General features: G+C 45.2%; 3 protein-coding genes. All 3 read right to left on the bottom strand.

Annotated elements, in window-relative coordinates:
* Window positions 1-20: 20 nt before the first annotated feature.
* The 3 genes from HWV01_RS06020 to HWV01_RS06010 all read right to left on the bottom strand — a co-directional run bounded on the left by HWV01_RS06020 (window position 21) and on the right by HWV01_RS06010 (window position 26,204).
* Window positions 21-23,942, bottom strand: coding sequence for a hypothetical protein (locus HWV01_RS06020; RefSeq protein ID WP_211674552.1), 23,922 nt, complete (start codon window positions 23,940-23,942; stop codon window positions 21-23).
* A gap of 404 nt (window positions 23,943-24,346) precedes the next feature.
* Complete coding sequence (locus HWV01_RS06015) at window positions 24,347-25,669, bottom strand: TRAP transporter large permease subunit (protein ID WP_211674551.1); 1,323 nt, start codon at window positions 25,667-25,669, stop codon at window positions 24,347-24,349.
* Between the two features lies 1 nt (window position 25,670).
* On the bottom strand, window positions 25,671-26,204 hold the full coding sequence (locus HWV01_RS06010; RefSeq protein WP_249185456.1) for a TRAP transporter small permease subunit: 534 nt from the start codon (window positions 26,202-26,204) through the stop codon (window positions 25,671-25,673).
* Window positions 26,205-26,207: the final 3 nt, after the last annotated feature.

Below are 26,207 nucleotides of genomic sequence, written 5' to 3'. Positions count from 1 at the left end.
TAATAAACAAACCAGTTGATTTAGAAGATCAATGGATCTGCAACATCATCTAGTATGCTATTAATACCGCTAGGGCTGGTAATATCCACATTTGTATAAGCGTCTCTGAGATCTACACTATCCAAAATAATCACTTGGCTAACTGCAGAACCAGCACCTTCTGTATGAATATTTATAGTTGTAGTAACGGTACCCCCCGTTGCAGTGGCAAAACTAAAGTCAAGGTAATCATCAAGCTCTCCGCTATTTACACTTTGTAATAAATCACTAAGATCGAGCTTATCTTCATTTATATTAAAATCGGTAATATGGTCAACGGCTGGCGCTTGCTCGGTACCCTGATCACCATCCAACCAAACTGCAGTATCAATACCTGCTCCACCCGTTAATATGTCATTACCCACACCACCAATTAATATATCATCATCAGCTCCGCCGCTTAACGTATCACCGCCATCTTGGCCCATTAATAAATCATCGCCAATACCGCCACTGAGGTCATCGTCACCAGCACCAGCAACTAAGGAGTCATCACCCGCATTACCAATAAGCGTATCCGCATTATTACCACCAAGCAGGATTTCATCGAATTCACCACCAGTAATAGTTCCACCACTGACTTCTTCAAATGTGACTTCAGCTTGATCATTTGCACCGCTATTATTTAATGTATAGTCGAAACTTACGTCATCGATGTTACTACCTGAAGCAACAGTGACCTGAATAGTATCAAGCGGCGTACCATTACCAATAACGGTTGCATTTGTCTCATCACTAATAGATGAGATTTCAGCTGATGCTCCTTTGGTGTCGTTGTGCATTAATGCCAACGTAGGGATCTCTAATGTTGTAATACCATTTTGGTTAGTGAGGATTAGATCTCGGTTAGCGTCAAGATTTGCTTGATATTCCAAATTGATCGTCATATTAAGCTGTGTACTATCGCCATCATTATCAACAATAGTGATTTGAAAAACATCTTGTTCACCAGTAATACTTTTGTCTAACTCAATGTTATAGCTGTAATTTAAGGTAGCTAGATCTAAGGTCAGAGTCCCCCCTTTCACTGTTTCAACTGATATTACCGAGTTTGCATCACCAGGTTGATAGGTATAAGTCACACCATCGATAGTAATTGTTGATATGTAGCCACCATCAGCACCTAAAGCAGCACCTGCATTTCCACTTGCAGCTAATAATGAAACGTTACCGCTAAGAATACCGCTATCAATCGTACTCAATAAAGTATCAGATAGCTCAGCAGCTGATGAGATTTTGATAGTATTTGGTTCGAGTTCACCACTATCATTCGTATTCGGATAACCAATAGGATTTAATTCATTTAATGAAGTGCTAGCACCAATACCAATCGAAAATGAGGTATCGATATTATTATTATCAAGGAAAGCTTCCCAAGTTGCTTGGTCTGTGCCATCAATGCCATGACCTGAGGTTGGTGCACCATCAGAAATAAAGTAAACAAGTGATTTATCAGCCGCATTACCTGTAGGAGCTTGGTAATTGTCCATCACTGAATTTAGGGCTGCATCATAGTACGTCACACTTCCCGGGATAATTTGAGTTTCTAAATAATCCATAGCTGTAAATAAATCATCTTCAAACCACGGTGACTTAGTCGCTGCATAATTGAAGGCAACAAATTGGACATTAACATTACCCACTTTGTCATACTCTGCAAGCATACTCGTGATCGCTTCTTTGGCGACTTCCATACGAGTACGCCCTGTACCATCGCCTGCTGACCATCCCATTGAACCAGACTTGTCTAATACAACGGTTAAATTGACGGTATATGCTTCTGATGCGGCTTCCAGTGTCAACTCAACATTGTTGGCTACAGGTGCATCATCGACAATATTGACATTGAATTGTGCAGTAGTTTGATGCCCGCTATTTTGATCCGTTAACTGATAATTAATAGTATCTACAGTACCATTACCGGCAACTTGAACTGCATTAGTTAAGGTATAAGTATAATCGCCCGCTCTATGACTACCGTCATCTTCGACATAAACAGTTAATGAACCTTGGTCCATATTAACTGTGACACTTGAGCTAGAACCAGGTACAAGCCCGTCCACAGAAGTTATTACTGTTGACGCACCAATACCCGCATCATTATCTAATAAATTACCCGTGAGAACCGTTGTTGAAACGCCCTCAGCAGTGCCATCTGTTAGACCTGATTCAAATACAGTTCCGCTATCATCAAATGCGGTTGAATCGCCAGAATGTTCAATCGTTAAGGTTGCATCACTGCTGTCACCATCCGAATCAACAATATTGTAATCAAATGTTTCATCTGGAATTACGCCGTGATCCGCTGGGATAACAGCGCCTGTTAATACAACGCTAGAATTATTATGCTGGTATACGGAGATGTAGGACACTTCTGTGCTAAAAATAAACTCTTCAGATACTGTATTGTCAGGCTCTCCACTTACCCATTTGATACTATCAACGACATTACCACTGGCATCATAACCATAAACACTGATGTACTCATTATTACTTAATTCAGCAAAGCTTAAACTCACTTTTTTAGTTGCAACACCTAAATCAAGTACGATTGATTCACCGAAACCAACCGTAGAAGAGTCCCCAGTACCAACACCAATACCATTATTTGAAATATTTGAATGTGCAGTATTTATCGCATTATTAAGATTACTTGGGTTTAGTCCTAACTGAGGTGAATCACTCTGATAAACATTAGAAGAATCTGCATTAGAATCATTAAATCCGTAAAGAGTTATACCCGAATCATTCCAACTAGATGATTCTAAGTTTCCATTAGCAATCGCAGTATCTGCCAAGTCAGAAGTGTACTGGTAACTGCCATCACCATGAAAAATTATTAAACCATTAGCAGTATCCAGTGTTAATTCACCGTTAACTAAATTTTGGCCGTTCACACTCGTTAAAGTAACAGTATCAGCACCTAATGTATCAGTACCGTCATCTTGACCACCTGCCCCAGTGATCACGTTACCATAAATCGTACCACCGTAGCCGACACTATCAAGGTCATCCATAGATACTGGAGCACTATCAATTACAACCACATTAAGGTCAACACTCGTCGATGCAGTTTCATTTGCTCCTGTACCATTTATCTCAGTTGAAGTAGCTGTAAAACTTAATGTGTGCGTTGTACTATCACCCGTAGCCAGCCCATTAAATGTTAATGCATCTAAATCCCAATCACTGATATCAATGACAGAACCATCACTGGTGACAGAATTCGTACCATCGCTAATAACAGCACCGACTGGCACACCAGCCACCGTTATAGCAAGACTCTCTGAACCATCTAGGTCAACAAGAGCCGCATTAATACTTGAAAGTGAAATATCAGTATCTTCGATACCTTCATTCAAGCGTGCAGGATAGAAACCGCCATCATTATTACTATTTTCAGCATATCCACTATGTTGACCATCTAACGAATTAACTTCGTTAATATCTGCATACGTTGGTAATACTGATAACTCTTGCTCTGTGCCACCATTAATTTTAACACTTACATCATAAGAACCGACACCAGAAGCGTTATAAGCATACATCTCAAAGCTGTAATAACCAGATTCAGATGGTACAAATGCCGTCGATGTGTAATTACCCCAACTGTCAAATCCTTGAGAAAATACTTGATCGCCGCCGATCTCCATATGGAAAGTATCATCACGATAACCGGTAAACTCATAACTACTGCCAGCTTCAAGGTAAATTAAACCAGTAGCTTTAACTGCACTATCCGTGGCTAGGTTAATTGTTCCGCCTGCGTCAGTAAGTGATAGTAAATTCTCGGTACTGTCTGGTGTTTCATTCGCCAGAGCCTGTTCCATGTAACCAGCGTTACTGCCAGATACATCAGATATATTAAACGCCGTTACATTATTAAATGTTTCAACTAACAAACCTGCACCTTGAGGGGCTACATAATTTGCAGAACTCACCACACCGCTTGATACCGTTAATGTCGGTACATCGGCGACCGCTTCAACATTCACTGTTGCAGTTACCGAATTACTCCACTCTGCACCATCTGATACACTAAAATCAAAATCACTATAACCTTGCCCCGATTCATGTTCATCATTCACAAAACGTAGATTATCGGCATTAATATCTGTAATAGATACCGTTTGACCATTTGTGACACTATTCCAACTCGAACCATCATATAATTGCAGTTCACCATCACTGGGCAAGCTATCAATACGAATACTCACTAATGCATCACTAGCATCGCTATCAGCGAAATTAAAGTCACTTACACTCAGTATGTAAGGCACATCCTCGGTAGCATCGATAGTCGCAGCTGTCGTTGTAGGCGCTATATTTATTTCGACAGTTTGCTCAGCTGTTGCACCTTGATTACCTGCAATATCAACGATACGCATTTCGTAATCGAAATCCGCTGTATGCGTATTAGCTGTATCATCATGGCTCCAAGTAGTGCCAGAAACGCTGCTCACATCAACCCAAGTTGTACCGTTATCTGTGCTTATTTGTAGAGTTTCATCTGACTGTAGTGTATTAGCTAGGCTACCATTAACAATTAGGTTGGTATCCGTTGTTTTAAAGTCATTGCTATCAAGGCCAGTGTCATCAGTTATCGCCGCAATTGTAATTGTGTTTGCTGATACAGACGTATCAATTTGTACTGTTTGCTCAGCTGTCGCGCCAACATTATCCGCGTTATCAACAATACGCATATCGTAATCGAAATCTGCGTTATGCGTATTAGCGGTATCGTCATGGCTCCAAGTAGTGCCAGAAACACTGCTCACATCAACCCAGGTTGTGCCATTATCAGTACTAATCTGCAGCGTTTCGTCTGCTTGTAGCGCATTGTCTAAGCTACCGTTTACGCTGAGGTTAGTATCAGACGTTTTGAAATCACCTGCTACGCCAGTATCGTCAGTGATAGCCGCGATCGTAATTGTGTTTGCTGATACTGACGTATCAATTTGTACTGTTTGCTCAGCTGTCGCGCCAACATTATCCGCGTTATCAACAATACGCATATCGTAATCGAAATCTGCGTTATGCGTATTAGCGGTATCGTCATGGCTCCAAGTAGTGCCAGAAACACTGCTCACATCAGCCCAGGTTGTGCCATTATCAGTACTAATCTGCAGCGTTTCGTCTGCTTGTAGCGCATTGTCTAAGCTACCGTTTACGCTGAGGTTAGTATCAGACGTTTTGAAATCACCCGCTACGCCAGTATCGTCAGTGATAGCCGCAATCGTAATTGTGTTTGCTGATACAGACGTATCAATTTGCACTGTTTGTGCTGTCGTTGCGCCAACATTATCCGCGTTATCAACGATGCGCATGTCGTAATCGAAATCTGCGTTATGCGTTGTCGCAGTATCGTCATGGCTCCAAGTAGTGCCAGCAACACTGCTCACATCAACCCAGGTTGTGCCATTATCAGTACTGATCTGCAGCGTTTCGTCTGCTTGTAGCGCGTTGTCTAAGCTACCGTTTACGCTGAGGTTAGTATCAGACGTTTTGAAATCACCCGCCACACCCGTATCGTCAGTGATAGCCGCGATCGTAATTGTGTTTGCTGATACAGACGTATCAATTTGCACTGTTTGCTCAGCTGTCGCGCCAACATTATCCGCGTTATCAACGATGCGCATGTCGTAATCGAAATCTGCATTATGCGTTGTCGCAGTATCGTCATGGTTCCAAGTAGTGCCAGCAACACTGCTCACATCAACCCAAGTTGTGCCATTATCAGTGCTGATCTGCAGTGTTTCGTCTGCTTGTAGCGCGTTGTCTAGACTACCGTTCACACTCAAATTAGTGTCTGACGTTTTGAAATCACCCGCTACGCCAGTATCGTCAGTGATAGCCGCGATCGTAATTGTGTTTGCTGATACAGACGTATCAATTTGCACGGTTTGTGCTGTCGTTGCACCAACATTATCCGCGTTATCAACGATACGCATGTCGTAATCGAAATCTGCTGCATGCGTATTAGCGGTATCGTCATGGCTCCAAGTGGTGCCAGAGACACTGCTCACATCAACCCAGGTTGCGCCGTTATCAGTGCTGATCTGCAGCGTTTCGTCTGCTTGTAGCGCGTTGTCTAGACTACCGTTCACACTCAAATTAGTATCAGACGTTTTGAAATCACCCGCTACGCCAGTATCGTCAGTGATCGCTGAGATAGTGATCGCATTGGTAGCCACTGTTGTATCAATTTGCACAGCTTGTGCTGTCGTGGCGCCAACATTATCCGCGTTATCAACGATGCGCATGTCGTAATCGAAATCTGCGTTATGCGTTGTCGCAGTATCGTCATGGCTCCAAGTAGTGCCAGCAACACTGCTCACATCAACCCAGGTTGTGCCATTATCAGTACTGATCTGCAGCGTTTCATCCGCTTGTAATGCTGTATTTAGTGAACCGTTCACGCTGAGATTAGTATCAGACGTTTTGAAATCACCCGCCACACCAGTATCGTCAGTGATAGCCACGATCGTAATTGTGTTTGCTGATACAGACGTATCAATTTGCACTGTTTGTTCAGCCGTCGCACCAACATTATCCGCGTTATCAACGATGCGCATATCATAATCGAAATCTGCTGCATGCGTTGTCGCAGTATCGTCATGGCTCCAAGTAGTGCCAGATACACTGCTCACGTCAACCCAGGTTGCGCCATTATCAGTGCTGATCTGCAGCGTTTCGTCTGCTTGTAGCGCATTAGCTAGGCTACCGTTTACGCTCAAATTAGTGTCTGACGTTTTGAAATCACCCGCTACGCCAGTATCGTCAGTGATAGCCGCGATCGTAATTGTGTTTGCTGATACAGACGTATCAATTTGCACTGTTTGTGCTGTCGTTGCGCCAACATTATCCGCGTTATCAACGATGCGCATGTCGTAATCGAAATCTGCTGCATGCGTATTAGCGGTATCGTCATGGCTCCAAGTAGTGCCAGCAACACTGCTCACATCAACCCAGGTTGCGCCATTATCTGTGCTGATCTGCAGCGTTTCATCCGCTTGTAATGCTGTATTTAGTGAACCGTTCACGCTGAGATTGGTATCAGACGTTTTGAAATCACCCGCCACACCAGTATCGTCAGTGATAGCCACGATCGTAATTGTGTTTGCTGATACAGACGTATCAATTTGCACGGTTTGTGCTGTCGTTGCGCCAACATTATCGGCGTTATCAACGATGCGCATATCATAATCGAAATCTGCTGCATGCGTTGTCGCAGTATCGTCATGGCTCCAAGTAGTGCCAGATACACTGCTCACATCAACCCAGGTTGCGCCGTTGTCGGTACTGATTTGTAAGGTTTCATCAGCCTGTAGTGCGTTGTCTAGACTACCGTTCACACTCAAATTAGTATCAGACGTTTTGAAATCACCCGCCACACCCGTATCGTCAGTGATAGCCACGATCGTAATTGTGTTTGCTGATACAGACGTATCAATTTGTACTGTTTGCTCAGCTGTCGCGCCAACATTATCCGCGTTATCAACAATACGCATATCGTAATCGAAATCTGCGTTATGCGTATTAACCGTATCGTCATGGCTCCAAGTAGTGCCAGAAACACTGCTCACATCAACCCAGGTTGTGCCATTATCAGTACTGATTTGTAAGATTTCATCGGCCTGTAGCGCGTTGTCTAGACTACCGTTCACACTCAAATTAGTATCAGACGTTTTGAAATCACCCGCCACACCCGTATCGTCAGTGATGGCTGAGATAGTGATCGCATTGGTAGCCACTGTTGTATCAATTTGCACAGCTTGTGCTGTCGTGGCGCCAACATTATCGGCGTTATCAACAATACGCATGTCGTAATCGAAATCTGCTGCATGCGTTGTCGCAGTATCGTCATGGCTCCAAGTAGTGCCACTAACACTGCTCACGTCAACCCAGGTTGCGCCATTATCAGTGCTGATCTGTAGAGTTTCATCAGCCTGTAGCGCATTGTCTAGGCTACCGTTTACGCTGAGGTTAGTATCAGACGTTTTGAAATCACCCGCCACACCAGTATCGTCAGTGATCGCTGAGATGGTGATCGTATTAGTTGCCACCGAGGTATCGATAACCACAGTTTGTTCAGCTGTCGCGCCAACATTATCCGCGTTATCAACGATGCGCATGTCGTAATCGAAATCTGCGTTATGCGTATTAGCGGTATCGTCATGGCTCCAAGTAGTGCCAGCAACACTGCTCACATCAACCCAGGTTGCGCCATTATCTGTGCTGATCTGCAGTGTTTCGTCTGCTTGTAGCGCATTGTCTAGGCTACCGTTTACGCTGAGGTTAGTATCAGACGTTTTGAAATCACCCGCCACACCCGTATCGTCAGTGATCGCTGAGATGGTGATCGTATTAGTTGCCACCGAGGTATCGATAACCACAGTTTGTTCAGCCGTCGCACCAACATTATCGGCGTTATCAACGATGCGCATGTCGTAATCGAAATCTGCGTTATGCGTATTAGCGGTATCGTCATGGCTCCAAGTAGTGCCAGATACACTGCTCACATCAACCCAGGTTGCGCCATTATCTGTGCTGATCTGCAGTGTTTCGTCTGCTTGTAGCGCATTGTCTAGGCTACCGTTTACGCTGAGGTTAGTATCAGACGTTTTGAAATCACCCGCCACACCAGTATCGTCAGTGATCGCTGAGATGGTGATCGTATTAGTTGCCACCGAGGTATCGATAACCACAGTTTGTTCAGCTGTCGCGCCAACATTATCCGCGTTATCAACGATGCGCATGTCGTAATCGAAATCTGCGTTATGCGTATTAGCGGTATCGTCATGGCTCCAAGTAGTGCCAGCAACACTGCTCACATCAACCCAGGTTGCGCCATTATCTGTGCTGATCTGCAGTGTTTCGTCTGCTTGTAGCGCATTGTCTAGGCTACCGTTTACGCTGAGGTTAGTATCAGACGTTTTGAAATCACCCGCCACACCCGTATCGTCAGTGATCGCTGAGATGGTGATCGTATTAGTTGCCACCGAGGTATCGATAACCACAGTTTGTTCAGCCGTCGCACCAACATTATCGGCGTTATCAACGATGCGCATGTCGTAATCGAAATCTGCGTTATGCGTATTAGCGGTATCGTCATGGCTCCAAGTAGTGCCAGATACACTGCTCACATCAACCCAGGTTGCGCCATTATCTGTGCTGATCTGCAGTGTTTCGTCTGCTTGTAGCGCATTGTCTAAGCTACCGTTTACGCTCAAATTAGTGTCTGACGTTTTGAAATCACCCGCTACGCCAGTATCGTCAGTGATAGCCGCGATCGTAATTGTGTTTGCTGATACAGACGTATCAATTTGCACTGTTTGCTCAGCCGTCGCACCAACATTATCGGCGTTATCAACAATACGCATGTCGTAATCGAAATCTGCTGCATGCGTTGTCGCAGTATCATCATGACTCCAGGTGGTGCCAGAGACACTGCTCACATCAACCCAGGTTGTGCCATTATCTGTGCTGATCTGCAGTGTTTCGTCTGCTTGTAGCGCGTTGTCTAAGCTACCGTTTACGCTGAGGTTAGTATCAGACGTTTTGAAATCACCCGCCACACCCGTATCGTCAGTGATAGCCGCGATCGTAATTGTGTTTGCTGATACTGATGTGTCAATTTGCACGGTTTGTTCAGCCGTCGCACCAACATTATCGGCATTATCAACGATGCGCATGTCGTAATCGAAATCTGCTGCATGCGTATTAGCGGTATCGTCATGGCTCCAAGTGGTGCCAGCAACACTGCTCACATCAACCCAAGTTGTGCCATTATCAGTACTGATCTGCAGCGTTTCGTCTGCTTGTAGCGCGTTGTCTAAGCTACCGTTTACGCTGAGGTTAGTATCAGAGGTTTTGAAATCACCCGCTACACCAGTATCGTCAGTGATAGCCGCGATCGTAATTGTGTTTGCTGATACAGACGTATCAATTTGCACTGTTTGTGCTGTCGTTGCACCAACATTATCGGCGTTATCAACGATGCGCATGTCGTAATCGAAATCTGCGTTATGCGTATTAGCGGTATCGTCATGGCTCCAAGTAGTGCCAGATACACTGCTCACATCAACCCAAGTTGTGCCATTATCAGTACTGATCTGCAGCGTTTCGTCTGCTTGTAGTGCATTGTCTAGGCTACCGTTTACGCTGAGGTTAGTATCAGACGTTTTGAAATCACCCGCCACACCCGTATCGTCAGTGATAGCCACGATCGTAATTGTGTTTGCTGATACAGACGTATCAATTTGCACGGTTTGTTCAGCCGTCGCACCAACATTATCTGCGTTATCAACGATGCGCATGTCGTAATCGAAATCTGCTGCATGCGTATTAGCGGTATCGTCATGGCTCCAAGTAGTGCCAGCAACACTGCTCACATCAACCCAGGTTGCGCCATTATCTGTGCTGATCTGCAGCGTTTCATCCGCTTGTAATGCTGTATTTAGTGAACCGTTCACGCTGAGATTGGTATCAGACGTTTTGAAATCACCCGCCACACCAGTATCGTCAGTGATAGCCACGATCGTAATTGTGTTTGCTGATACAGACGTATCAATTTGCACGGTTTGTGCTGTCGTTGCGCCAACATTATCGGCGTTATCAACGATGCGCATATCATAATCGAAATCTGCTGCATGCGTTGTCGCAGTATCGTCATGGCTCCAAGTAGTGCCAGATACACTGCTCACATCAACCCAGGTTGCGCCGTTGTCGGTACTGATTTGTAAGGTTTCATCAGCCTGTAGTGCGTTGTCTAGACTACCGTTCACACTCAAATTAGTATCAGACGTTTTGAAATCACCCGCCACACCCGTATCGTCAGTGATGGCTGAGATGGTGATCGTATTAGTTGCCACCGAGGTATCGATAACCACAGTTTGTTCAGCCGTCGCACCAACATTATCTGCGTTATCAACGATGCGCATGTCGTAATCGAAATCTGCTGTATGCGTATTAGCGGTATCGTCATGGCTCCAAGTAGTGCCAGATACACTGCTCACATCAACCCAGGTTGCGCCGTTGTCGGTACTGATTTGTAAGGTTTCATCAGCCTGTAGTGCGTTGTCTAGGCTACCGTTCACACTCAAATTAGTATCAGACGTTTTGAAATCACCCGCCACACCAGTATCGTCAGTGATAGCCACGATCGTAATTGTGTTTGCTGATACAGACGTATCAATTTGCACGGTTTGTGCTGTCGTTGCGCCAACATTATCGGCGTTATCAACAATACGCATGTCGTAATCGAAATCTGCTGCATGCGTTGTCGCAGTATCATCATGACTCCAGGTGGTGCCAGAGACACTGCTCACATCAACCCAGGTTGTGCCATTATCTGTGCTGATCTGCAGTGTTTCGTCTGCTTGTAGCGCGTTGTCTAAGCTACCGTTTACGCTGAGGTTAGTATCAGAGGTTTTGAAATCACCCGCTACACCAGTATCGTCAGTGATAGCCGCGATCGTAATTGTGTTTGCTGATACAGACGTATCAATTTGCACTGTTTGTGCTGTCGTTGCACCAACATTATCGGCGTTATCAACGATGCGCATGTCGTAATCGAAATCTGCGTTATGCGTATTAGCGGTATCGTCATGGCTCCAAGTAGTGCCAGCAACACTGCTCACATCAACCCAGGTTGCGCCATTATCTGTGCTGATCTGCAGCGTTTCATCCGCTTGTAATGCTGTATTTAGTGAACCGTTCACGCTGAGATTGGTATCAGACGTTTTGAAATCACCCGCCACACCAGTATCGTCAGTGATAGCCACGATCGTAATTGTGTTTGCTGATACAGACGTATCAATTTGCACGGTTTGTGCTGTCGTTGCGCCAACATTATCGGCGTTATCAACGATGCGCATATCATAATCGAAATCTGCTGCATGCGTTGTCGCAGTATCGTCATGGCTCCAAGTAGTGCCAGATACACTGCTCACATCAACCCAGGTTGCGCCGTTGTCGGTACTGATTTGTAAGGTTTCATCAGCCTGTAGTGCGTTGTCTAGACTACCGTTCACACTCAAATTAGTATCAGACGTTTTGAAATCACCCGCCACACCCGTATCGTCAGTGATGGCTGAGATGGTGATCGTATTAGTTGCCACCGAGGTATCGATAACCACAGTTTGTTCAGCCGTCGCACCAACATTATCTGCGTTATCAACGATGCGCATGTCGTAATCGAAATCTGCTGTATGCGTATTAGCGGTATCGTCATGGCTCCAAGTAGTGCCAGATACACTGCTCACATCAACCCAGGTTGCGCCATTATCTGTGCTGATCTGCAGTGTTTCGTCTGCTTGTAGCGCATTGTCTAAGCTACCGTTTACGCTCAAATTAGTGTCTGACGTTTTGAAATCACCCGCTACGCCAGTATCGTCAGTGATAGCCGCGATCGTAATTGTGTTTGCTGATACAGACGTATCAATTTGCACTGTTTGCTCAGCCGTCGCACCAACATTATCGGCGTTATCAACAATACGCATGTCGTAATCGAAATCTGCTGCATGCGTTGTCGCAGTATCATCATGACTCCAGGTGGTGCCAGAGACACTGCTCACATCAACCCAGGTTGTGCCATTATCTGTGCTGATCTGCAGTGTTTCGTCTGCTTGTAGCGCGTTGTCTAAGCTACCGTTTACGCTGAGGTTAGTATCAGACGTTTTGAAATCACCCGCCACACCCGTATCGTCAGTGATAGCCGCGATCGTAATTGTGTTTGCTGATACTGATGTGTCAATTTGCACGGTTTGTTCAGCCGTCGCACCAACATTATCGGCATTATCAACGATGCGCATGTCGTAATCGAAATCTGCTGCATGCGTATTAGCGGTATCGTCATGGCTCCAAGTGGTGCCAGCAACACTGCTCACATCAACCCAGGTTGTGCCATTATCAGTACTGATCTGCAGCGTTTCGTCTGCTTGTAGCGCGTTGTCTAAGCTACCGTTTACGCTGAGGTTAGTATCAGAGGTTTTGAAATCACCCGCTACACCAGTATCGTCAGTGATAGCCGCGATCGTAATTGTGTTTGCTGATACAGACGTATCAATTTGCACTGTTTGTGCTGTCGTTGCACCAACATTATCGGCGTTATCAACGATGCGCATGTCGTAATCGAAATCTGCGTTATGCGTATTAGCGGTATCGTCATGGCTCCAAGTAGTGCCAGATACACTGCTCACATCAACCCAGGTTGTGCCATTATCAGTACTGATCTGCAGCGTTTCGTCTGCTTGTAGTGCATTGTCTAGGCTACCGTTTACGCTGAGGTTAGTATCAGACGTTTTGAAATCACCCGCCACACCCGTATCGTCAGTGATAGCCACGATCGTAATTGTGTTTGCTGATACAGACGTATCAATTTGCACGGTTTGTTCAGCCGTCGCACCAACATTATCTGCGTTATCAACGATGCGCATGTCGTAATCGAAATCTGCTGCATGCGTATTAGCGGTATCGTCATGGCTCCAAGTAGTGCCAGCAACACTGCTCACATCAACCCAGGTTGCGCCATTATCTGTGCTGATCTGCAGCGTTTCATCCGCTTGTAATGCTGTATTTAGTGAACCGTTCACGCTGAGATTGGTATCAGACGTTTTGAAATCACCCGCCACACCAGTATCGTCAGTGATAGCCACGATCGTAATTGTGTTTGCTGATACAGACGTATCAATTTGCACGGTTTGTGCTGTCGTTGCGCCAACATTATCGGCGTTATCAACGATGCGCATATCATAATCGAAATCTGCTGCATGCGTTGTCGCAGTATCGTCATGGCTCCAAGTAGTGCCAGATACACTGCTCACATCAACCCAGGTTGCGCCGTTGTCGGTACTGATTTGTAAGGTTTCATCAGCCTGTAGTGCGTTGTCTAGACTACCGTTCACACTCAAATTAGTATCAGACGTTTTGAAATCACCCGCCACACCCGTATCGTCAGTGATGGCTGAGATGGTGATCGTATTAGTTGCCACCGAGGTATCGATAACCACAGTTTGTTCAGCCGTCGCACCAACATTATCTGCGTTATCAACGATGCGCATGTCGTAATCGAAATCTGCTGTATGCGTATTAGCGGTATCGTCATGGCTCCAAGTGGTGCCAGCAACACTGCTCACATCAACCCAGGTTGCGCCGTTGTCGGTACTGATTTGTAAGGTTTCATCAGCCTGTAGTGCGTTGTCTAGGCTACCGTTCACACTCAAATTAGTATCAGACGTTTTGAAATCACCCGCCACACCAGTATCGTCAGTGATAGCCACGATCGTAATTGTGTTTGCTGATACAGACGTATCAATTTGCACGGTTTGTGCTGTCGTTGCGCCAACATTATCGGCGTTATCAACGATGCGCATATCATAATCGAAATCTGCTGCATGCGTTGTCGCAGTATCGTCATGGCTCCACGTGGTGCCAGAAACACTGCTCACATCAACCCAGGTTGTGCCATTATCAGTACTGATTTGTAAGATTTCATCGGCCTGTAGCGCGTTGTCTAGACTACCGTTCACACTCAAATTAGTATCAGACGTTTTGAAATCACCCGCTACGCCAGTATCGTCAGTGATGGCTGAGATGGTGATCGTATTAGTTGCCACCGAGGTATCGATAACCACAGTTTGTTCAGCCGTCGCACCAACATTATCTGCGTTATCAACGATGCGCATGTCGTAATCGAAATCTGCTGTATGCGTATTAGCGGTATCGTCATGGCTCCAAGTGGTGCCACTAACACTGCTCACGTCAACCCAGGTTGTGCCATTATCAGTACTGATCTGCAGCGTTTCGTCTGTCTGTAGCGCATTAGCTAGGCTACCGTTTACGCTGAGGTTAGTATCAGACGTTTTGAAATCACCCGCCACACCAGTATCGTCTGTGATAGCCACGATCGTAATTGTGTTTGCTGATACAGACGTATCAATTTGCACTGTTTGCTCAGCCGTCGCACCAACATTATCCGCGTTATCAACGATGCGCATATCGTAATCGAAATCTGCTGCATGCGTTGTCGCAGTATCATCATGGCTCCAAGTAGTGCCAGATACACTGTTCACGTCAACCCAGGTTGTGCCATTATCAGTACTGATTTGTAAGATTTCATCGGCCTGTAGCGCGTTGTCTAGACTACCGTTCACACTCAAATTAGTATCAGACGTTTTGAAATCACCCGCTACGCCAGTATCGTCAGTGATCGCTGAGATAGTGATCGCATTGGTAGCCACTGTTGTATCAATTTGCACAGCTTGTGCTGTCGTGGCGCCAACATTATCTGCGTTATCAACGATGCGCATGTCGTAATCGAAATCTGCTGCATGCGTATTAGCGGTATCGTCATGGCTCCAAGTGGTGCCACTAACACTGTTCACGTCAACCCAGGTTGTGCCATTATCAGTACTGATTTGTAAGATTTCATCGGCCTGTAGCGCGTTGTCTAGACTACCGTTCACACTCAAATTAGTATCAGACGTTTTGAAATCACCCGCTACGCCAGTATCGTCAGTGATCGCTGAGATAGTGATCGCATTGGTAGCCACTGTTGTATCAATTTGCACAGCTTGTGCTGTCGTGGCGCCAACATTATCTGCGTTATCAACGATGCGCATGTCGTAATCGAAATCTGCTGCATGCGTATTAGCGGTATCGTCATGGCTCCAAGTGGTGCCACTAACACTGCTCACATCAACCCAGGTTGCGCCATTATCTGTGCTGATCTGCAGTGTTTCGTCTGCTTGTAGCGCGTTGTCTAGACTACCGTTCACACTCAAATTAGTGTCTGACGTTTTGAAATCACCTGCTACGCCAGTATCGTCTGTGATAGCCGCGATCGTAATTGTGTTTGCTGATACTGATGTATCAATTTGCACTGTTTGCTCAGCCGTCGCACCAACATTATCCGCGTTATCAACGATGCGCATATCGTAATCGAAATCTGCTGCATGCGTTGTCGCAGTATCGTCATGGCTCCAAGTAGTGCCACTAACACTGCTCACGTCAACCCAGGTTGCACCATTATCTGTACTGATTTGTAAGATTTCATCGGCCTGTAGTGCGTTGTCTAGACTACCGTTCACACTCAAATTAGTATCAGACGTTTTGAAATCACCCGCTACACCCGTATCGTCAGTGATGGCTGAGATGGTGATCGTATTAGTTGCCACCGAGGTATCGATAACCACAGTTTGTTCAGCTGTCGCGCCAACATTATCCGCGTTATCAACAATACGCATATCGTAATCGAAATCTGCGTTATGCGTATTAGCGGTATCGTCATGGCTCCAAGTAGTGCCAGATACACTGCTCACATCAACCCAGGTTGCGCCGTTGTCGGTACTGATTTGTAAGGTTTCATCTACCTGTAGCGCATTAGCTAGACTACCGTTTACGCTCAAATTAGTGTCTGACGTTCTGAAATCACCCGCTACGCCAGTATCGTCAGTGATAGCCGTAATCGTAATTGTGTTTGCTGATACAGATGTATCAATTTGCACGGTTTGTTCAGCCGTCGCACCAACATTATCGGCATTATCAACGATGCGCATGTCGTAATCGAAATCTGCATTATGCGTATTCGCAGTATCGTCATGGCTCCAAGTGGTGCCAGATACACTGCTCACATCAACCCAAGTTGTGCCATTATCAGTACTGATCTGCAGCGTTTCGTCTGCTTGTAGCGCGTTGTCTAAGCTACCGTTTACGCTGAGGTTAGTATCAGACGTTTTGAAATCACCCGCCACACCCGTATCGTCAGTGATGGCTGAGATGGTGATCGTATTAGTTGCCACCGAGGTATCGATAACCACAGTTTGTGCTGTCGTTGCGCCAACATTATCCGCGTTATCAACGATGCGCATGTCATAATCGAAATCTGCGTTATGCGTAGTCGCAGTATCGTCATGGCTCCAAGTAGTGCCAGATACACTGCTCACATCAACCCAGGTTGCGCCGTTGTCGGTGCTGATTTGTAAGGTTTCATCAGCCTGTAGTGCGTTGTCTAGACTACCGTTCACACTCAAATTAGTATCAGACGTTTTGAAATCACCCGCCACACCAGTATCGTCAGTGATAGCCGCGATCGTAATTGTGTTTGCTGATACAGACGTATCAATTTGCACTGTTTGTTCAGCCGTCGCACCAACATTATCGGCGTTATCAACGATGCGCATATCATAATCGAAATCTGCTGCATGCGTTGTCGCAGTATCGTCATGGCTCCAAGTAGTGCCAGCAACACTGCTCACGTCAACCCAGGTTGCGCCATTATCTGTGCTGATCTGCAGCTTTTCGTCTGCTTGTAGCGCATTGTCTAAGCTACCGTTTACGCTCAAATTAGTGTCTGACGTTTTGAAATCACCCGCTACGCCAGTATCGTCAGTGATAGCCGCGATCGTAATTGTGTTTGCTGATACAGACGTATCAATTTGCACGGTTTGTGCTGTCGTTGCGCCAACATTATCCGCGTTATCAACGATGCGCATGTCGTAATCGAAATCTGCTGCATGCGTTGTCGCACTGTCGTCATGGCTCCAAGTGGTGCCACTAACATTGCTCACGTCAACCCAGGTTGCGCCATTATCTGTGCTGATCTGCAGCGTTTCATCCGCTTGTAATGCTGTATTTAGTGAACCGTTCACGCTGAGATTGGTATCAGACGTTTTGAAATCACCCGCTACACCAGTATCGTCAGTGATAGCCGCGATCGTAATTGTGTTTGCTGATACAGACGTATCAATTTGCACGGTTTGTTCAGCCGTCGCACCAACATTATCGGCATTATCAACGATGCGCATGTCGTAATCGAAATCTGCATTATGCGTATTCGCGGTATCGTCATGGCTCCACGTGGTGCCAGAGACACTGCTCACATCAACCCAGGTTGTGCCATTATCTGTGCTGATCTGCAGTGTTTCGTCTGCTTGTAGTGCATTGTCTAGGCTACCGTTTACGCTGAGGTTAGTATCAGACGTTTTGAAATCACCCGCCACACCCGTATCGTCAGTGATAGCCACGATCGTAATTGTATTTGCTGATACAGACGTATCAATTTGCACGGTTTGTTCAGCTGTCGCGCCAACATTATCGGCGTTATCAACGATGCGCATGTCGTAATCGAAATCTGCTGCATGCGTTGTCGCACTGTCGTCATGGCTCCAAGTGGTGCCACTAACATTGCTCACGTCAACCCAGGTTGTGCCATTATCTGTGCTGATCTGCAGCGTTTCATCCGCTTGTAATGCTGTATTTAGTGAACCGTTCACGCTGAGATTGGTATCAGACGTTTTGAAATCACCCGCCACACCAGTATCGTCAGTGATAGCCGCGATCGTAATTGTGTTTGCTGATACAGACGTATCAATTTGCACAGTTTGCGCTGTCGTTGCACCAACATTATCCGCGTTATCAACGATGCGCATGTCGTAATCGAAATCTGCGTTATGCGTATTAACCGTATCGTCATGGCTCCAAGTAGTGCCAGCAACACTACTCACATCAACCCAGGTTGCGCCATTATCTGTGCTGATCTGCAGCGTTTCGTCTGCTTGTAGCGCGTTGTCTAGACTACCGTTCACACTCAAATTAGTATCAGACGTTTTGAAATCACCCGCCACACCAGTATCGTCAGTGATAGCCATGATCGTAATTGTATTTGCTGATACAGACGTATCAATTTGCACGGTTTGTTCAGCTGTCGCGCCAACATTATCCGCGTTATCAAGAATACGCATATCGTAATCGAAATCTGCTGCATGCGTTGTCGCAGTATCATCATGGCTCCAAGTAGTGCCAGATACACTGCTCACGTCAACCCAGGTTGTGCCATTATCAGTACTGATTTGTAAGATTTCATCGGCCTGTAGCGCGTTGTCTAGACTACCGTTCACACTCAAATTAGTATCAGACGTTTTGAAATCACCCGCTACGCCAGTATCGTCAGTGATCGCTGAGATAGTGATCGCATTGGTAGCCACTGTTGTATCAATTTGCACAGCTTGTGCTGTCGTGGCGCCAACATTATCTGCGTTATCAACGATGCGCATGTCGTAATCGAAATCTGCTGCATGCGTATTAGCGGTATCGTCATGGCTCCAAGTGGTGCCACTAACACTGCTCACGTCAACCCAGGTTGTGCCATTATCAGTACTGATCTGCAGCGTTTCGCCTGCTTGTAGCGCGTTGTCTAGACTACCGTTCACGCTCAAATTAATGTCTGACGTTTTGAAATCACCCGCCACACCAGTATCGTCAGTGATAGCCATGATCGTAATTGTATTTGCTGATACAGACGTATCAATTTGCACGGTTTGTTCAGCTGTCGCGCCAACATTATCCGCGTTATCAACGATGCGCATGTCGTAATCGAAATCTGCGTTATGCGTTGTCGCAGTATCGTCATGGCTCCAAGTAGTGCCAGATACACTGCTCACATCAACCCAGGTTGCGCCATTATCTGTGCTGATCTGCAGTGTTTCGTCTGCTTGTAGCGCGTTGTCTAGACTACCGTTCACACTCAAATTAGTGTCTGACGTTTTGAAATCACCCGCTACGCCAGTATCGTCAGTGATAGCCGCGATCGTAATTGTGTTTGCTGATACAGACGTATCAATTTGCACGATTTGTGCTGTCGTTGCGCCAACATTATCGGCATTATCAACGATACGCATGTCGTAATTGAAATCTGCGTTATGCGTATTAGCGGTATCATCATGGCTCCAAGTAGTGCCAGAAACACTGCTCACATCAACCCAGGTTGCGCCATTATCTGTGCTGATCTGCAGCGTTTCATCCGCTTGTAATGCTGTATTTAGTGAACCGTTCACGCTGAGATTGGTATCAGACGTTTTGAAATCACCCGCCACACCCGTATCGTCAGTGATAGCCACGATCGTAATTGTGTTTGCTGATACAGACGTATCAATTTGCACGGTTTGTTCAGCCGTCGCACCAACATTATCGGCGTTATCAACGATGCGCATGTCGTAATCGAAATCTGCGTTATGCGTTGTCGCAGTATCATCATGACTCCAGGTGGTGGCAGAGACACTGCTCACATCAACCCAGGTTGTGCCATTATCAGTGCTGATTTGTAAGGTTTCATCAGCCTGTAGTGCGTTGTCTAGACTACCGTTCACACTCAAATTAGTATCAGACGTTTTGAAATCACCCGCCACACCCGTATCGTCAGTGATGGCTGAGATGGTGATCGTATTAGTTGCCACCGAGGTATCGATAACCACAGTTTGTTCAGCCGTCGCACCAACATTATCCGCGTTATCAACGATGCGCATATCATAATCGAAATCTGCTGCATGCGTTGTCGCAGTATCATCATGACTCCAGGTGGTGGCAGAGACACTGCTCACGTCAACCCAGGTTGCGCCATTATCAGTGCTGATCTGCAGCGTTTCGTCTGCTTGTAGCGCATTAGCTAGGCTACCGTTTACGCTCAAATTAGTGTCTGACGTTTTGAAATCACCCGCTACGCCAGTATCGTCAGTGATAGCCGCGATCGTAATTGTGTTTGCTGATACAGACGTATCAATTTGCACTGTTTGTGCTGTCGTTGCGCCAACATTATCCGCGTTATCAACGATGCGCATGTCGTAATCGAAATCTGCATTATGCGTTGTCGCAGTATCGTCATGGCTCCAAGTAGTGCCAGCAACACTGCTCACATCAACCCAGGTTGCGCCATTATCTGTGCTGATCTGCAGTGTTTCGTCTGCTTGTAGCGCGTTGTCTAGACTACCGTTCACACTCAAATTAGTATCAGACGTTTTGAAATCACCCGCCACACCAGTATCGTCAGTGATAGCCATGATCGTAATTGTATTTGCTGATACAGACGTATCAATTTGCACGGTTTGTTCAGCTGTCGCGCCAACATTATCCGCGTTATCAACGATGCGCATGTCGTAATCGAAATCTGCGTTATGCGTTGTCGCAGTATCGTCATGGCTCCAAGTAGTGCCAGCAACACTGCTCACATCAACCCAAGTTGTGCCATTATCAGTACTGATCTGCAGCGTTTCATCCGCTTGTAATGCTGTATTTAGTGAACCGTTCACGCTGAGATTAGTATCAGACGTTTTGAAATCACCCGCCACACCAGTATCGTCAGTGATAGCCACGATCGTAATTGTGTTTGCTGATACAGACGTATCAATTTGCACTGTTTGTTCAGCCGTCGCACCAACATTATCGGCATTATCAACGATGCGCATGTCGTAATCGAAATCTGCGTTATGCGTATTAGCGGTATCGTCATGGCTCCAAGTAGTGCCAGATACACTGCTCACATCAACCCAAGTTGTGCCATTATCAGTACTGATCTGCAGCGTTTCGTCTGCTTGTAGCGCGTTGTCTAAGCTACCGTTTACGCTGAGGTTAGTATCAGACGTTTTGAAATCACCCGCCACACCCGTATCGTCAGTGATGGCTGAGATGGTGATCGTATTAGTTGCCACCGAGGTATCGATAACCACAGTTTGTTCAGCCGTCGCACCAACATTATCCGCGTTATCAACGATGCGCATATCATAATCGAAATCTGCGTTATGCGTATTCGCGGTATCGTCATGGCTCCACGTGGTGCCAGAGACACTGCTCACGTCAACCCAGGTTGTGCCATTATCAGTGCTGATCTGTAAGATTTCATCGGCTTGTAGCGCATTGTCTAAGCTACCGTTTACGCTCAAATTAGTGTCTGACGTTTTGAAATCACCCGCTACGCCAGTATCGTCAGTGATAGCCGCGATCGTAATTGTGTTTGCTGATACAGACGTATCAATTTGCACTGTTTGCTCAGCCGTCGCACCAACATTATCCGCGTTATCAACGATGCGCATATCGTAATCGAAATCTGCTGCATGCGTTGTCGCAGTATCATCATGGCTCCAAGTAGTGCCAGAGACACTGCTCACATCAACCCAGGTTGTGCCATTATCTGTGCTGATCTGCAGCGTTTCGTCTGCTTGTAGCGCGTTGTCTAAGCTACCGTTTACGCTGAGGTTAGTATCAGACGTTTTGAAATCACCCGCTACACCAGTATCGTCAGTGATAGCCGCAATCGTAATTGTGTTTGCTGCGATACTTGTATCAATGATCACTTCACCTGACGTAATATCAGCCGTATTATTACCCGCTTGATCCGTAGTTATCGCCGTCACATCGTAACTTTGACCATCAACGAATGAACCTAATACGCCTGTATCAACAACTGCTGACCCCGTATCAACGCTCCAGTTTCCACTACTATCAACCGTCACATTATTGTATGTCGCACCATTGACGGTAATATTTAACGATTCACCAGCAATAATAGTCGCAGAACCTGTTATTATAGGTGTTGCATCATTTGTAATTTGAGTTATAACGGTAGGAATATCAGGCGAGATGGTGTCTAACGTGAAGGTTAAGTCACTGCTATTAGAGACATTACCCGCCACGTCAGTTTGACGAACTGAAACTGTATTAACACCTTCAACCGGGCTAAAACTGTTCGTCCAAGCCGAACCGCCGTCAACGCTGTATTCAACCGTTGCATTGGTTTCAATTCCGGTCACATTTAACGTGCCATCACTTGAGATTAAATCACTGCCGTTCGCAGTGTCATTGTTTAGTGCAACTGTCGGTGCTGCGATTTGAGTATCGAGGACAAACGATAATGTTGTGCTTGCTGACTCATTACCCGCCACATCAGTCTGACGTACTGCAACTGTATTGCTGCCTTCAGCTGGACTAAAGCTGTTCGTCCAAGTAGAACCTCCATCAACGCTGTATTCAACCGTTGCACCACTTTCAATGCCTGACACATCTAATATGCCATCACTTGAAATTAAATCACTACCGTTAGCGGTATCGTTAGTTAATCTAACTATAGGCGGGCTGATCTGAGTGTCTAACGTAAAGGTTAACTCGCTGCTATTAGAGACATTACCCGCGACATCAGTCTGACGAACTGCAACTGTATTAACACCTTCAACTGGGCTAAAGCTGTTGGTCCAAGTTGTACCACCGTCAACGCTATATTCAACTACTGCTCCAGCTTCAATACTAGAAACATTAAGAGTGCCGTCACTTGAAATTAAGTCACTACCGTTAGCCGTATCGTTTGCTAATTCGACTATTGGCGCTGCTATTTGTGTATCGAGTTCAAATGATAAGGACGTCGTTAGAGAGACTCCTCCAAACCCATCAACCTGTCGAACATAAACCGTATTATCGCCTTCAATTGGAACAAAGGTATTACTCCAATCTATACCATTAATACTATATTCAATCGTAGCACCATCTAGCTTACCACCAATAACGAGATCTCCATCACTGGTGATTAGATCATTCACCGCGGTATCGTTACCTAATGTTACCGTTAATGCAGGAAGTTGATTAGCTGAAACCCCTTCATCACTGGAATCATCGCTTTCAAAGTCACTCCCATTCACACTAAAAAATGCCGTGGTATTAAATTCCACATCAGCTAATGTTTCCGACGCACTCCGCTCTAAAGATACCGCAGAAGAACGGCCTCCATCACTTACATTACCTGCAGCAGTACTAACAGGGTCAATGAATTCAGCATCCGATTTAATGAGTGCTTGAATTGCCTCAATTTCTTCTAATGTTTCATCATCTATTTGTTTGTTTGCCAAGTCATCCAAGTCATCAGATGCAAAAACCTTAGCCTCTGAATAATGTTCATTAATAATAGCAGTCGAACCATCTGCATATTGCAAAACAATCTCGGCTCCAGGAGTTATGTCAATTGCACCTCCCGCTGGTATAGTACGCCCATCAGCTAACAACTCCTCATTTAGTTCCAACCTAAAAGTTGCCTTACCGGTAACACTAATTACCTGCGCATGCTGTGGGGTGACAAATGTAATCATAGCTAAAGCCTTCCGTTATTTTCCATTATTCAGGAGCAGTTCTACATAGCACGATTATTTCATGCGTTATTGTCAGGCGATTAATATAATTAGACTGGGAAATCTTGGCGCTTTGTTACAGTAAGTTACAATGCGTTACACAATGAAGGTTTAAGCCCCAAAACAGCTTACATTTTATACACTGCAATTACATTTGCTTACATTACCTGACATATGGATACATATTGCACATTTAAATAACATATTTAAATACGACTTAATGGATAAATATTGAACATTCTACGTTAAGGCTAGATAGAGAAATAAAGAAAGGGTACAAGAAACAAGTAATTTATTTGTAAAAAAGCCCGATGTTATTGCTAACATCGGGCTTTTTTACTTATTTTATGCTTTATACAGAGAGGCTACCTCCACCATAAAGCCAAATCAGGGAAAATGATTAATAGTGCTAGTGCAACAACTTGTAAACAGATAAACGGTACAAGTGCACTGAAGATTTCACCTAAGCTGATGTCTTTGGGTGCTACCGATTTAAGGTAGAAAGCAGCAGGACCAAATGGTGGTGACAAAAATGATACCTGCATATTCATACAGAACACTACACCAAACCAAATAGGATCAAAACCTAGCCCAACCACTATCGGAACAAAAATTGGCATAGTTAATAATGCAACACCAACCCAGTCAAGGAACATGCCTAATACAAACAACACTGCCATCATGATAAGAATAGTACCCATTGGGCTACCACCACTCATCGCCAGAATACCGTCACTTACAAAATCAATACCGCCCATTAAATTGTAAACACCAACTAATGCACTCGCACCAATACCGATCCAGATGATCATGCCGCAAGTTCGTAAAGTCGCAATCGAGCTCTCTTTTAACATGTTCCAGTTAAGTTCACCTCGGATAGCCGCACTGATTGCAATACCGACAACACCTAATGCTGATGCTTCAGTGATTGACGCGATACCACTGTAGATACTACCCAGAACAACACCAACAGATAGCATTGGAAATAATAATGCTTTTTTAAAGTTAATATCTTTCGCTGCATCTTCTGCTAATTCTTCGGCCGTCGGTAATGGTGCTAATGACGGGTTTAAGTGACAACGAATTAATACATACAAAATATACAGTAACGCTAATATCGCGGCGGGTAAGAATGACGCTTTAAACAGATCGCCAATTGATACACTGGCCGTTAGACCATAAATAATCAATACGATACTTGGTGGTAACATAGTACCCAGCGCACCACCGGCACAGGTTGTACCGATCGCTAATTTACGATCATAACCAAGGCGTAGCATTTGTGGTAATGCAAGAATACCAAGTAGTACTGTTTCACCACCAATCACACCCGACATTGACGCCAGTAATACCGCTACTAATAGCGTTTGAACCGCAACACCACCACGGACGTTACGACCCACTTTTTTCATTGCATCGAACAAATCACGCGCAATACCAGAACGATCAAGCAAGGCGGCCATCAATACAAACATAGGCACGGCTAAAAATACGTACCCACTAACAAAACTATAAATTCGACTGGTGATTAGCGGTAAGACCTCAGGCCCAAACCAACCGAATGTAAATATAACCGCAACTAAACCAGTAACAAATGCTAACTGCATACCAGTTAACAACAGGCCAATCATAAGCACCAGCATTAATAAACTGCCGTAACCAATACCAATAGATGAAAGATCAAACATATTATTTTTTCTTCTTAATTAAACCGTGGACTTCTTGAATGAGGTGCAACACAAATTGAACTGACATTAAGCACAAAGTACCAAAAATTAGCGCTTTAAGTAGCGCAGGAAATACAGGATTCCAAGCTGAACCAGATGTCTCTAAACGCATCTCACCCCAAGGTGCATACCAGGCGCCTTCCACCATGGTATAAGCGGCATAAGAAAGTAATACCGTAAACAACAAACCCATAATATGGTGGAATACATTCAAGTACTGCTTTACACGCTCCGATACATGATCATAAATAAGCACAACGCGTACGTGTTTATCTGCTGCTAATCCATAAGCACCACCGATCACAAATAATGACCCACCAACGAAGGAAGCGGTTTCATGAACCCAAATTGTTGGCGCATTGAATACGTAGCGCATAAGTACTTCATAAAACGATATTAATACCGTAAACAGAAACAAGATACTTAATACATTACCTGTCCATATAATGCCTGAGTCGAGGCGATTTTTTGGTTGGAGTTCTTCTGGATTACTCATCGA

It is taken from the genome of Moritella sp. 5, from assembly GCF_018219455.1.
In the GTDB taxonomy this organism is placed as follows: Bacteria; Pseudomonadota; Gammaproteobacteria; order Enterobacterales; family Moritellaceae; genus Moritella.
This window is presented reverse-complemented; position numbering and strand designations above follow the sequence as displayed.

Bases quoted from the DNA above. Each gene is read 5' to 3' on its own strand.
- HWV01_RS06010 (WP_249185456.1), bottom strand. From the start codon at position 26,204: ATGAGTAATCCAGAAGAACTCCAACCAAAAAATCGCCTCGACTCAGGC.
- HWV01_RS06015 (WP_211674551.1), bottom strand. From the start codon at position 25,669: ATGTTTGATCTTTCATCTATTGGTATTGGTTACGGCAGTTTATTAATG.
- HWV01_RS06020 (WP_211674552.1), bottom strand. From the start codon at position 23,942: ATGATTACATTTGTCACCCCACAGCATGCGCAGGTAATTAGTGTTACC.